Genomic DNA, 12,938 nt, shown 5'->3' on the forward strand with positions numbered 1-12,938 from the left:
CAGACCCTGGTCAACTTGGGCACCATATATCCATCGCCTGCCGCCCGGTTCAACGCCCCATAAGTCTGGCCGGCTCCATTGACCCCGCGTTAACCCTGTAAGAGGCAGGATGCCACCGTGCCGGGTGTGCATCGCACATGTGGTTCTGGCCGCGCCGAAGCCCCGGAAACCGCGGAATGCCGGGCGGTTGGCGCTCGTCTCCTGTCGCAGGGGCCGGAGAGGCAAACGAAGTATTTTTCCCGAGGCGACACAGTGTCGCTTTCCGTGCGGAAGGGCGCGATCGGCGTCCGTCGGACCACTCAGGACCCATGATGAGGATGAGCCGCTCTCGACAGTTCCTGGCCTTCGTCGCGCTTTTTGCGGCCCTTGGCCTGTTCTGCGGGCCGTCCCTCGCCCAGGAGGGCGGGGATTTGCCGACCTCCACCCGCACCGGCTCCAAGACCGGGCTGAAGGTGCCCCGTTTCGTCAGCCTCAAGTCGGACGCGGTCAACGTGCGCGTCGGACCGAGCCGCCAGCACGCCATCGCCTGGCGCTACGTGCGCGCCGGCATGCCGGTGGAGATCACGCAGGAATTCGACAACTGGCGCCGCATCCGCGACTTCGAGGGCGCCGAGGGCTGGGTGTTCCACTCGCTGCTGTCAGGCGTGCGCACCGCCCTCGTCTCGCCCTGGGATACGGACAAGAAGCCCGTGCCGCTCTATCGCGACGCCCGGGCCGATGCGCAGGTGGTCACGCGGCTTGAGCCCGGCGTGCTTGGCCGGGTCGACAGCTGCGACGGCAGCTGGTGTCATCTGGAGGGTGACAATTTCGACGGCTGGATCGACCAGAACCTGCTGTGGGGCGTCTATCCCGACGAGACGTTCCAGTAGGCTGCGGGCCAGTAGAGTGCCGGCCAGCAGGCTGCCAGCCAGTAGGCTACCGATACCCGCGTCTCATTGGCAGGTCATATACGGCTTGCCGGTGCTCGGATCGATCTCGTAGGGCGTCCGCGGCACGCATTTCCGGGACGGCTGTGTCTGGGGGCTGCGATAGGTGTCGCGCCGGATCTGCTGGCGTTCCTTGGCGGTCGACCCGTATCCGGACCGCTCGCGGCAATGCGTGTCGCCGCCCTGGCAGACGGTGTTGGCCGCCTGCGCCCCGACCGTCATCGGCGGCAGGACCAGCAGGGCCGCCAATATGGCGCCGGTGACCGACAGTCCGCGTTTTTGCATGTCATCTCACTCCTGTAGGGCAACGCCGTTGCTGAAGACCCAACACGGCCGCCCCGCGATTCGTTCCCGGCAGCCTTGTCCAGCCCTTCCCCGATATAGGCACGAGGGCCGCCGAATGCATCGCCCCGGCCCGAAAGCCATGCCCGAAAGCCATGACCGGAAGCACCATCTTGCCCTGATTATATAACACGTTATATAAGCGGTTATCTTGATAACTCCGGGAAGCCCATGACCGAAGACGTCGTCCGCTCGCTGGGCCTGCTCTGCCTCGGCTCGCGCCTCAAGCGCATCGGCGAGCGCCTGCAGGCCAACACCGACGCGATTCTCGCCGCCGAGGGCGTCGGCATCAGCGCCAGCCAGTATCCCTATCTCGCCAGCCTCGACCGGCTGGGCCCCCTGACGATCGGCGAACTCGCCGAGGCCGTGGGCGTCAGCCAGCCGGGGGTGACGCGCAGCGTCAACATGCTCATCGGCGCCGGACTGATGCTGGCCGAATCCTCGCCCGACGACCAGCGCCGCCGCATCGTGCGCCTCACGGCGGACGGCGCGCGCATTGTGGAGATCGGCAAGCGCAGCGTCTGGGCCCGCGTCGAGGCGGCTGTGGCCGACCTTTGCGAGGGGTTCGACGGACCGCTGCTCGCCCAGCTTGCCGCCATCGAAGAAGGGCTCGACGCCGCACCGCTCGTCAGACGCGGTACATTGAAGACGGAACAGGACACCACATCATGACGAAGGCGCACGATCTTGAGGGGCGCGACACCGGCGGGCTCACCACGCACGCCCTCGACCGGCCGATCTGGACGGCGCTGACGACGCGCCACGCCGGTCTCGCCGAGGGCGGCGACCTTGCCCGGCGCTACCCCGCCGACATCAGCCCCTTCGCGGCGATGCCGAACGACGGCGAGGAGAACCTGGAAGCACTCGCGGCCCTTGCCCGGCCGGACACGCCGATGCTCTTCCTGCAGGCCGATCCGGTGATCCTGCCGCCGGCGCTGAAGCCCGTTACCACGGCGGACGGCGTGCAGATGGTGGCGACAAGCCCCTTTCCGCTGGTCGACGACCCGCGCATCGTGCGCCTCGGCTGGGACGATGCGGCGGACATGCTGGAACTGGCGGAATTGACAAAACCCGGCCCCTTCACGCTGAAGGCCCAGAGCCTTGGCGCCTTCTGGGGCATTCGCGAGGACGGCCGGCTGATCGCCATGGCCGGCGAGCGGCTGAAGGTCCCGGGCCTCACGGAACTCAGCGGCCTGTGCACCCACCCGGACCGGCAGGGCAAGGGCCTCGGCAAGCTGATGCTGACCTATGTGGCAGGGCAGATCTCCGCGCGCGGCGAAGGCGTCTTCCTGCATTCTTATGCCTGGAACGAAAATGCGATCCGGCTCTACGAGCGGCTCGGATTCTACCGGCGCAGCCCGATGCACGTCGCCTTCGTGGAGAAGACCTGACGGACGCAGATCAGCACCGGGATTCGAGGAATTCGGCGGCGACGGCTCGCTGCGCCCTTTGCCATCGTCATTCCCGCGCAAGCGGGACCCCATTGGCGGTTCGTCGACTCATTCATATGAAATTTTCTTGGGGGCGAACGCTTTTTCGTCTCGTCTCCGCTGGCCGTGTAGACCGGCGAGTAGGTTCCCGCTTTCGCGGGAATGACGGCGGATGGATCGCAGATGACGTCCCGTTGTTTCGCCGCGAGTGGAAGGCGGCCGCGACCACGCCGAACCGCCTTCGAGGCACGCCCCCCTTCCCTTCTCCCCGGCGGGGAGAAGGTGGCCGAAGGCCGGATGAGGGGGAAGTTCCTTACGCCGCCTGGACGATCTCGACCAGTTCCACGTCGAAGACGAGGTCCTTGCCAGCGAGTGGATGGTTGGCGTCGACGACGATGGTCTCCGGCGAGACCTCCACCACCTGCAGCGCGATCGTGTCGCCCGTCGTGGTGCGGGCCTGCAGCCGCATGCCGGTGGCAACATCCAGGTCTTCCGGCACGGTGGAGCGCGGCAGCGACTGGATCTTGGCCGGGTCGTGCGGGCCATAGGCCTCGTCGGCGGGGATGGTCAGGGTCTGGGCCGCGCCCACCTCCATGCCCTCGATCTGGCGGTCGAGGCCGGGAATGATCTGGCCGGAGCCGACCTGGAAGATCAGCGGGTCGCGCCCCGCCGATGAATCGAATTCGGTGCCGTCGGTCAGCTTGCCGACATAGTGAATACGCACGGTGTCACCGCTTTTGGCCTGTGTCATCCGTTCGGTTCCTTGATGCTTGAGAGCTGATGGGCCGGCTGGACGTCCGCCGCGGGACTGCTCTTATGGCCGACCGATGATCATGGCGCCGCCCTCGCCGCCGAAAGGCTGTTGTGACGAGAAGGTGGGCAGGCGCATCGCTTGAGCAGAACGAGCCTAGAAGGTTTTCTGGAGCGATGCAAATCTGCGGAAAACGCCGCCCAACCTTGCGATAAATCCGTCCTCCGGCCTCTCCATCGCCGGGATCGAGGCGCGCACCGAGGGCCAAGTCTTCACCGTTCAGATCAATCGCGGCCAAGGCGCCCCGCTCACCGACCCGGAAGGCACGACGGACGTGAACGCCCCCACGACGGACTGGTAGTCGCGGGACGGGGCGTTCAGATGCTGAGGGAGATGTTCGAGGCGGAGGGGCGGCGCGAAGTACCCGACATCACACCGGCAAAATGAAAGAACTCCGAAAGCATATAAAAATATGATACTGGCACAGATAAAAAATTTAAATAATTCAGACAATTATCCTATCATAGCACTACCAATCCAAACTCTCGGCCAAACTAGCCCGAAAATCCTCAACACGGACGAGTAAATCCTCCATAGAGACGGCAAAACCAGAGTGACCTTCATCTAATTTTTCATATTCAATAACTTCAAGGTTTCTATTATTACGCAGAGATTGTTTTAGATCACCATGCATATCGCTGGAAGTAAGAAAATAATGGGGATGGGACTCACTGAAAGCGAAGTTCTGATTTTCAAGAACAAGATTGATGTCTGGATCTCGATAGCCAGCACCAAGGAAAAGAAATGTATGGGTCATGAGCGCACTATCGAAGGCGTCGTAAAATGACGAAGCAGAAATTCTAGCAGATGCATACTGACGTTGGGTAAAGATAAGACGACCAGGGTTGTCAAGAGAGCCATGCACTTTGACTAAGTATCTCTCCGTACCTCTCAGAAATTCAGACACATCAGCGTCATAATAAGACTTCTTTATACTAGTTCCTGAATATATTTCTTGAAGCGCTCTATCAATTATATCATCAAAATTCAAAGAAAAAATTATTCTTGTATCTAATCGGCATATCGTACGATGAGAATCGCTAGGCATATATTTAGGAGCACTAAATTCCTTTCTTAGCTTTGATGCCCAATTATGGTCATAAAGTCTCTGGAGCCATTCGCAGGCATGCAGCAAATCACCTTTTTCAATGGCCTGCGAAATATGAACATGCGGACCTCCTGGCGATTTATTGTTGCACTCCACCAAGAACGAGTCCCAAGTCGGTGGAATCTCACCATTTTGACCTCGGGATTGGCGCGAAACACCGGACCCAATTACGATCACGCAGCGTCGCCGCGCCAAGTCACGAACGAGATTTTCAGGCCATTCAACCATGGGCGCGACCGAGAATGCTCTTGGATACTAGCTCAAATATTTTCTCCGCATCTCGCACTTTAACGAAGTGCGCCCCCACCACGCCATCACCGGCTCTTAGTTCAAATACAGGTTTGTTCGATGATTGAGACATAGGGATAAGACTAAATAAATTTGGAACGGTGCCTATTTCGAATGTTTGACCGGCAATACCTTTATCCAAACCGCATCTTTTAATTACACCGTCGATCTTAGCCCGGATTGATTCATATGCCTTTACACCTCGCCTAACACCAGACGCATCTCTCTTAGCCAAATATTGCTGAGTAACATAGCCAAGAAAAACAGCTTGGCCATAACTCAAGTCTGGAATTTTCTTTTTATCTCGAACGTTTGCTATACCCTTAGCCCAGTCAGACTCCCAATCTTCAATCCATGCAGCAATGTTCTCGAATGCTTTCAGCGAGAAAATATCAATAGACATAGGGCTGACAAAATAGTCCGATGCAAGTAATATCGATCTGTTTATTGCCCCCAATGATGGACTTACATCGATAAAAACGTAATCATATTTCTCCAATCGTCCAAGGAGCTCTGAAAAAAATAGATTTGTCTTGATACCTCGGATATCACCACTTTTGGCCGCGCCCCAATCTTGCGCCAAGAAATCTTCTGTGAGCGCCAGATTTGGATCTCCTGGAAGGACGTCGATCCCGAATGAAATACATTTACGAAGAGGAATTTCGTCACTAAAACCTTCCCCCTCTGTCAAAGGCTCAACGACACTATATATAGTACCGCCTTGAGACGTATATAATTCATCCAAAGTATCATAATCAAAGAAATACTGAGTTGCGTTACATTGCGGATCGGCGTCAACGACACAAACTTTCTTGTTCAGTTTTAAGGCGGCGTAAGCAGCAACATTGCAAAGAAGCGTCGTCTTTCCAACCCCGCCCTTGTTGTTGAAGAATGCTATCGATTTCATTCCATTCCCATCAAAATGGTCAGCGTCGCAACGGAATTCACAGCACTGTAGAACCAAGCATGCTGGAAGAGCCACCGTGAATTGCGACGGATCGTCATCAAGGCCGTCGCTAATGATATTTGATGTGCTCGCTCAATCAATATCGAGAAAGACCGAGAGAGATTTTTCCAGACCGTGAGACTTAGAAGCCGGTCAGTAAGTCCACATGGCGCAGTGCCACCCTTTTCTCTTTGACTTTCACTGCCCAAGAGACCGCAAGTAGAGAGGAGGACCGCGAAGGTGTCCATTCCCCCTGCGCGGTTCAATTGCGCCACCGTCAGCCAGTCGGCTGCCTGCGCAAGGTCGTCCGACACGATCGAACAGGCCCCTAGCCCGCGGCACAGCCCTGCCCCAGCAGAGATCGCGGGCCCTCAAACAGCAAAATCCCCGCCCGGGATCTCGCCCGAACGGGGATTCTGTGTTTCAGGATAGGGCCCTGAAGCACCCAGCCCTTACGCGGCCTGGCTACCCTCGGCCTCCTCGCCTTCCTCTGCCCCGGGCTGTGGGGCAAAGAGAAGGCGGTCGGTGCCAGCGGTGATCTTCACCAGGCTGCCGTCATGCACCTCGCCGGACAAGATCTGCTCCGAGAGCGGGTCCTGCACCTGGCGCTGGATGACGCGCTTCAGAGGCCGTGCGCCATAGACCGGGTCGTAGCCCTTGTCGGCGAGCCACGTCTTGGCGCTCTCGTCGAGGTCGAGCACGATCTTGCGGTCCGACAAAAGGTTCTCCAGGCGCTTCAGCTGGATCTCGACGATCTCGCCCATGTGCACCCGCTTCAAGCGGTGGAACAGGATGATGTCGTCGAGCCGGTTCAGGAACTCGGGCCGGAAATGCCCGCGCACCACGCTCATCACGTTGTCGCGCACCGCGTCCACGGTGTCGGTCTCGCCCTGATTGGCCAGATACTCCGAACCAAGGTTCGAGGTCATGATGATCAGCGTGTTCTTGAAGTCGACCGTGCGGCCCTGGCCGTCGGTGAGCCGCCCGTCGTCGAGAACCTGCAACAGCACGTTGAAGACGTCCGGATGGGCCTTTTCGACCTCGTCGAACAGGATGACCTGATAGGGCCGGCGCCGCACCGCTTCCGTCAGCGCCCCGCCCTCGTCATAACCGACATAGCCGGGAGGCGCGCCGATGAGGCGGCTGACGGCGTGCTTCTCCATGTATTCCGACATGTCGATGCGCACCATCGCGTGCTCGTCGTCGAAGAGATAGGACGCCAGCGCCTTGGTCAGCTCCGTCTTGCCGACGCCGGTGGGGCCGAGGAACATGAACGAGCCGATCGGCCGGTTCGGGTCCTGCAGGCCCGCACGGGCACGGCGCACGGCGGTGGAGACCGCATGCACGGCTTCGGCCTGGCCGACGACGCGGCGGGCAAGCTCGTCCTCCATGCGCAGGAGCTTTTCCTTCTCGCCCTGCAGCATGCTGTCCACCGGAATGCCGGTCCAGCGCGAGACGACCTGCGCCACATGCTCGGCCGTCACGGCTTCTTCCACCATGGAGCCCTTGGCATTGGCGGCCGCCTCTTCGGTCTCGGCAAGCTGCTTTTCCAGATCCGGGATCACGCCATAGGCAAGCTCGCCGGCGCGCTGGTATTCGCCGCGCCGCTGGGCAATCGCCAGTTCGTTGCGCGCCTCGTCCAGCTTGCCCTTGAGATCGGCGGCAGCGCCCATCTTGTCCTTCTCGGCCCGCCAGCGGCTGGTGAGCGCATCGGACTCTTCCTCAAGGTCGGCAAGCTCCTTTTCCAGCTTCACCAGCCGGTCGTGCGAGGCGGTGTCGCTCTCCTTCTTGAGCGCCTCCTGCTCGATGCGAAGCTGCATGATGCGCCGATCGATCTCGTCCAGTTCCTCCGGCTTCGAGTCGACCTGCATGCGCAGCCGCGAGGCGGCCTCGTCCATCAGGTCGATGGCCTTGTCCGGCAGGAAGCGGTCGGTGATGTAGCGGTTGGACAGCGTTGCCGCCGCGACAAGCGCCGAGTCGGTGATGCGCACCTTGTGGTGCTGCTCGTATTTCTCCTTGATGCCGCGCAGGATCGAGATCGTGTCCTCCACGTCCGGTTCACCGACGAAGAGCGGCTGGAACCGCCGGGCAAGGGCCGCGTCCTTTTCCACATACTTGCGGTATTCGTCGAGCGTGGTCGCGCCGACGCAGTGCAACTCGCCGCGCGCAAGCGCAGGCTTCAGGAGGTTCGAGGCATCCATCGCGCCTTCGGACTTGCCGGCACCGACCAGCGTGTGCATCTCGTCGATGAAGAGGATGATGCCGCCGGCAGCCGAGCCGACCTCGGACAGCACGGCCTTGAGGCGCTCCTCGAACTCGCCGCGATATTTCGCGCCGGCGATCAGCGCGCCCATGTCGAGCGCGAGCAGCGACTTGTCTTTCAGCGATTCCGGCACGTCGCCGTTGACAATACGCAGCGCGAGGCCCTCGGCGATGGCGGTCTTGCCGACGCCGGGCTCGCCGATAAGGACGGGGTTGTTCTTGGTGCGGCGCGACAGGATCTGGATCGTGCGGCGGATTTCCTCGTCGCGGCCGATCACCGGGTCGAGCTTGCCCTCGCGCGCGACCTGGGTGAGATCGCGGGTGTATTTCTTCAGCGCGTCATAGGCGTTTTCGGCGGACGCCGAGTCGGCCGTGCGGCCCTTGCGCAACTCGTTGATCGCCTGATTGAGGCTTGCCGGCGTCACGCCCGCATCCTTCAGGATCTTGGCGGTCGCGGCATCCTTTTCCATGGCGAGCGCCAGCAGCAGCCGCTCCACGGTGACAAAGCTGTCCCCCGCCTTCTCGGCAATCTGCTCGGCGGTGTTGAAGACCTTCGCAGTCGCGCCCGAAAGATAAAGCTGGCCCGCGCCGGAGCCCGCCACCTTCGGCAGCGCCTCGAGGGCGGCCTCGGTTGCAAGCAGCGCGTCATTCGCGCGTCCGCCGGTCGCCGTGATGAGGCCGGACGCCAGACCCTCGTTGTCGTCGAGCAGGACTTTCAGAAGGTGTTCGGGCAGGAACTGCTGGTGGTTGTGGGTCAGCGCATAGGTCTGCGCCGACTGGACGAATCCGCGCGTGCGTTCGGTGTATTTTTCAACATTCATAGGTCATCTCCCTCTGGCCCGCCGAACCCACCCGTAGCATGGGCAAGGCGTCCTGATGCCTGCCGGCTATCCGCCGGCCAGACGCCGCCAAGAGACCTGCGACCCGTGAAAGACGCGCCCCGATCGACCCCTTGACGTGTGATCGAAGCTCATATGGGGAGGCATCCGCAGAACGAAAAGAGGCGTCCGTAAGACGACGGACTTGGACGCAGGGGTGATAATGCCCACGACGCGGAGGAAATGAAAATCCCGCGGACCTTTCGGGCCGCGGGATCGAAAAAACAACGTCAGACGACGGGTGCGATCACTCGCTGCCGACAACCTCGGGGGTCGTATCGCCGCTCTCGTCGTCCTTCTTGGCCGCGGTCCGGCGGGTGCGGGGACGCGTCGTGCCAGTGCCAGTACCAGTGCCAGCGGCTGTCCGGCGACGGCGAACCGGCTTCTCCGAGGCGGCCTCGCCATCCGTGGCGGAAGCTTCGACGGCTGCCTCCGGCTTCGGCTCGGCGGCAACCTTGGGCTCGACCGGCGCGGACTTCGGCGCTTCGGACTTCTCCACCGGTGCGGCGGGCATGCTGTCGATCGCGACCGGCACGTCGACGAAAGGCTGCGGCGCGTCGAGCGGCATCGGATGGGACGACGTCGGCGTTACCGGCCGGGTCTCGGCGCGGCTGTCGCTGCCAGCCTCGGCTGCAGGCTGCGGAGCGTTGCGGTCGCGGAACGGCGGGCGCCCGCCACGCTCGTTGCGGTTCGGCCGGTTCGTCATGCGGTCGTTGCGTTCGCCGCGATCATTGCGTTCGCCGCGCTCGGGGCGATCGCCACGGTCATTGCGATCATTACGCTCGGGCCGGTCGTTGCGCTCGGGCCGGTCGTTGCGCTCGGGCCGATCATTGCGGTCCCCGCGCTCGCCGCGATTGTTGCGGTTGTCGCCGTAGCTCGGCCGATCCTGGCCGTTTCCGTTGCCGCGATCGTAGTTGCGGTTGCCATTCTGGTCGAAGCTGCGGCTGCGACTTTCCCCGGCGGAACGGTTGTCCGGCTGCTGGGCATAGGGCTGATCGGCCTGGCCGGGATCGAACCCCTCGCCGCGTCCGTCGCCATCGTAGTCGTCGTCGGAATCGCGCGAGAAGGACGGCCCCTGCGCGTCGGCGATGATGCGATAGTAGTGCTCGGCGTGCTGGAGATAGTTCTCGGCCATGACCCGGTCGCCGGAAGACGTGGCGTCGCGGGAAAGCTGGGCGTATTTTTCGGCAATATGCAGCGCCGTGCCGCGAATCTTGACGTCCGGACCGTTGGAATCAAAGGTCTTCGTCAGCGGATTGACGCCCTTGCGATTGTTGCTTCTTCCTCGCGAACGCTGCTTGCTGAACTGTCCTTGCCTCATATCGACTGCTATCTCTCACAAGCCATTGAAAACGGATTCGTTGGACAACCGCTCGCATGGGCTGACGCCGGGGAGGACCGGCGCGCACGACATGGCGAGATCAGGAACAAGGAGGGTCGACACCGCCAACGGCGTGGAACAACACACTCTGGTTGCTACCCTCTTTGAGGCCATCAAACGTCTTTTTATCTCAGGCGAACAAATCAAAAACCGCATCACCACGACATGGGCGTCCATGACATGGCACGCCGGTCCTGAGGAACGGGGTCTATCATGTCGGCGTCTGTCCGATGCGACGAACGAGTCTCATTCTGGAGGCAAAAGCCTTCCAATTTCATGATCAAGCTGATTGGGCTTTAAGGTCGTCACCCCCCCTGGTGACACCGATCCGGCCCGAGCTTGTGACTCGGTGAAAAGAAGCCTACCCGCTTGGCGCAGCTTTTCCAAGCCATTTTTGCCTGAATTCAGGGCTGAACCTGCGCTTTTTTGTGCGAATTTGCCGTAGATGAGCAAGTCGTGATGCCAATCGGCCACAGCCTTTGCCTGCAAAATACGGAGTTTCACCAACCCGGCACCCGATGTCAGAGCCTGCCGCAGACCACCCTTGCCCGTCCGGCCAGGTCCCGGTGAAGGGCGATATCGCGAAATCCGGCCTGATCGAAGAGCTGCGAGACAGTCTCCGCCTGGTCGAAACCGATCTCGACAGCCAGAAACCCGCCCGGCTTCAGCCGCGATGGCGCGGCTTTGCAGATCGCACGATAGGCATCGAGGCCATCCGCCCCGCCGTCGAGCGCGAGCTTCGGCTCATGCTGTGCGACCTCCGGCTCCAATGCGTCGATCACGCCCGCCTCGATATAGGGAGGATTGGAGACGATGAAGTCGAATGGTCCGCCGATCCCTTCCAGATAGGATGTCGCAACGAAACTGCAACGGGCATCGACACCATTTGCGGCGGCATTCGCCTCGGCGGTGGCCAGCGCTTGCGTCGAAAGGTCGATGCCGACGCCATGGGCGCCGGGCAGCGCATGGAGGAGCGCGACGAGGATGGCGCCGCTTCCCGTGCCGATATCGGCGAAGCTGAGCCCCTCCCCCGACGGCCCGACGCCGGCGAGCATTCCGCCGCGCACGAGATCGAGGCAGGTTTCCACCAGCGTCTCGGTGTCGGGCCGGGGCACCAGTGTCGCCGGCGAAAGCAAGAAGGACAGGCCGAAGAACTCCTGCCGTCCGAGGATGCGGGCCATTGGCTCGCGAGCCAGCCGCTGTGGCAGCAGTTCGGCGAGCCGGCCGGCCGCCGCGTCCCCCAGCGGCTCACCGCCGCAAAGGATCAGATCCGTCGGACTGGCACCGATCGCTTCCCTGACAAGCAGGCGTGCGTCGACCGCCGCGCTGTCGATCCCGGCGGCGGCAAGCTGCCGGCGGACGACGCCAAGGGTGGCGTCAATCGTCAGCGACGGATCCGGGACCACGCCGATCAGGCCTCCGCCTCGGCGAGAAGCTTCGCCTGGTGGTCCTGATGCAGGCTGTCGATGACCTCGTCCAGCGCCTCGCCGGACATCACCTGCGGCAGCTTGTAGAGCGTCAGGTTGATGCGATGGTCGGTGACGCGGCCTTGCGGGAAATTGTAGGTGCGGATCCGCTCCGAGCGGTCGCCGGAGCCGACCTGCCCCTTGCGCGAGGCGGCGCGCTCGGACTGCTGGCGCTGGCGCGTTTCGTCGAAAATGCGCGCGCGCAGCATCTGCATGGCCTTCGCGCGGTTCTTGTGCTGGGACCGTTCGTCCTGCACGGCGACGGCGATACCCGTCGGCAAATGCGTGATCCGGATCGCCGAATCCGTGGTGTTCACATGCTGGCCGCCGGAGCCGGAGGCACGGTAGGTGTCGACGCGCAGGTCGGAATCGTTGATCTCGACGTCGACATCTTCCGGCTCGGGCAGCACGGCGACGGTCGCCGCCGATGTGTGGATGCGCCCGCCGGATTCGGTCTCCGGCACGCGCTGGACCCTGTGCACGCCGGATTCGAACTTGAGCCGCCCGAAGACCGCCGGCCCAGAGATCGAAGCGATGATCTCCTTGTAGCCGCCGACCTCGCCCTCGCTCGTGGAAATGATCTCGACGCGCCAGCCCCGCAGGTCCGCATAGCGCTGATACATGCGGAAGAGATCGCCGGCGAAAAGCGCTGCCTCGTCGCCGCCAGTTCCCGCCCTGACTTCGAGAATGGCACTAAGGTCGTCGGCCGCATCGCGCGGCAGCAGGGCAAGACGGACCTGCTGGGCAAGATCCTCGACCCGCGCCTCCACATCCGGACGCTCGGCTTCGGCAAGCTCGCGCATGTCGTCGTCGGTCGCTTCGTCATCGAGAAGCCCGTCGAGGTCAGCAAGTTCCTGCTGCGCCTCCCGGTACTGCTTGACCTTGCGCACGACCGGCTCCAGCTCCGCATAGTCGCGCGAGAGCCGGACGAAAGTCTTGGGATCGGGCTGGTCGGCCAAACGTCGTTCGATGATGGCGAAACGGTCAAGAAGGCCATCGAGTTTGGCGTCTAGGGCGAACATGTCGTGGCTCGAAGCAAGGATTGTCCAAGGCTGCTGTCGGGTAAAGCGGACCGGATGCCAGCGCAGGCAGAGCGCTCC

13 protein-coding genes are annotated in these 12,938 nt (G+C 61.9%); 3 read left to right on the forward strand and 10 right to left on the reverse strand.

The window, feature by feature from the left end; translation table 11 throughout:
* The first annotated feature begins 317 nt into the window (after positions 1-317).
* Positions 318-869 (forward strand): SH3 domain-containing protein, encoded by a 552-nt coding sequence (locus tag HDIA_RS18905; RefSeq protein ID WP_425432905.1) that lies wholly within the window; start codon positions 318-320, stop codon positions 867-869.
* A gap of 63 nt (positions 870-932) precedes the next feature.
* Here HDIA_RS18905 and HDIA_RS18910 read toward each other — a convergent pair whose 3' ends face one another.
* Positions 933-1,211, reverse strand: a complete 279-nt coding sequence (locus HDIA_RS18910; protein WP_099557578.1) for a hypothetical protein — start codon at positions 1,209-1,211, stop codon at positions 933-935.
* 228 nt (positions 1,212-1,439) lie between these two features.
* On the opposite strand from HDIA_RS18910, the gene HDIA_RS18915 reads away from it, so the two are divergent.
* Entirely contained in the window at positions 1,440-1,940 is a 501-nt protein-coding gene (locus HDIA_RS18915) for a MarR family winged helix-turn-helix transcriptional regulator (RefSeq protein WP_099557579.1), read from the forward strand.
* Positions 1,937-2,659: a GNAT family N-acetyltransferase gene (locus tag HDIA_RS18920; protein WP_099557580.1), complete on the forward strand. Its 723-nt coding sequence runs from the start codon at positions 1,937-1,939 to the stop codon at positions 2,657-2,659. The genes HDIA_RS18915 and HDIA_RS18920 overlap by 4 nt, the downstream gene beginning before the upstream one ends.
* Before the next feature lie 352 nt (positions 2,660-3,011).
* Here the strand turns inward: HDIA_RS18920 and HDIA_RS18925 are convergent, their stop codons facing one another.
* The 9 genes from HDIA_RS18925 to prfA form a co-directional block, all read right to left on the reverse strand.
* Positions 3,012-3,449 (reverse strand): FKBP-type peptidyl-prolyl cis-trans isomerase, encoded by a 438-nt coding sequence (locus HDIA_RS18925; protein ID WP_099557581.1) that lies wholly within the window; start codon positions 3,447-3,449, stop codon positions 3,012-3,014.
* Between the two features lie 529 nt (positions 3,450-3,978).
* Positions 3,979-4,845, reverse strand: coding sequence for an SIR2 family protein (locus tag HDIA_RS18930; RefSeq protein WP_099557582.1), 867 nt, complete (start codon positions 4,843-4,845; stop codon positions 3,979-3,981).
* Entirely contained in the window at positions 4,838-5,812 is a 975-nt protein-coding gene (locus HDIA_RS18935; RefSeq protein WP_099557583.1) for a ParA family protein, read from the reverse strand. The genes HDIA_RS18930 and HDIA_RS18935 overlap by 8 nt, the downstream gene beginning before the upstream one ends.
* Positions 5,809-6,165: a hypothetical protein gene (locus tag HDIA_RS25455; protein WP_157775736.1), complete on the reverse strand. Its 357-nt coding sequence runs from the start codon at positions 6,163-6,165 to the stop codon at positions 5,809-5,811. Before HDIA_RS25455 ends, HDIA_RS18935 begins: the two co-directional genes overlap by 4 nt.
* Before the next feature lie 138 nt (positions 6,166-6,303).
* Complete coding sequence (gene clpB, locus HDIA_RS18940; RefSeq protein ID WP_099557584.1) at positions 6,304-8,934, reverse strand: ATP-dependent chaperone ClpB; 2,631 nt, start codon at positions 8,932-8,934, stop codon at positions 6,304-6,306.
* A gap of 304 nt (positions 8,935-9,238) precedes the next feature.
* Positions 9,239-10,312 carry a DUF4167 domain-containing protein gene (locus HDIA_RS25900; RefSeq protein WP_245883970.1) on the reverse strand — a complete coding sequence of 358 codons (1,074 nt, stop codon included), beginning with the start codon at positions 10,310-10,312 and terminating at the stop codon, positions 9,239-9,241.
* Positions 10,313-10,618: 306 nt separating this feature from the next.
* Positions 10,619-10,876, reverse strand: coding sequence for a hypothetical protein (locus HDIA_RS25460; protein ID WP_157775737.1), 258 nt, complete (start codon positions 10,874-10,876; stop codon positions 10,619-10,621).
* A gap of 17 nt (positions 10,877-10,893) precedes the next feature.
* Positions 10,894-11,778: a peptide chain release factor N(5)-glutamine methyltransferase gene (prmC, locus tag HDIA_RS18950; protein ID WP_099557585.1), complete on the reverse strand. Its 885-nt coding sequence runs from the start codon at positions 11,776-11,778 to the stop codon at positions 10,894-10,896.
* A gap of 5 nt (positions 11,779-11,783) precedes the next feature.
* Positions 11,784-12,860, reverse strand: coding sequence for a peptide chain release factor 1 (gene prfA / locus HDIA_RS18955; protein WP_099557586.1), 1,077 nt, complete (start codon positions 12,858-12,860; stop codon positions 11,784-11,786).
* Positions 12,861-12,938: the final 78 nt, after the last annotated feature.

This window comes from Hartmannibacter diazotrophicus, from assembly GCF_900231165.1.
Taxonomy (GTDB): Bacteria; Pseudomonadota; Alphaproteobacteria; order Rhizobiales; family Pleomorphomonadaceae; genus Hartmannibacter; species Hartmannibacter diazotrophicus.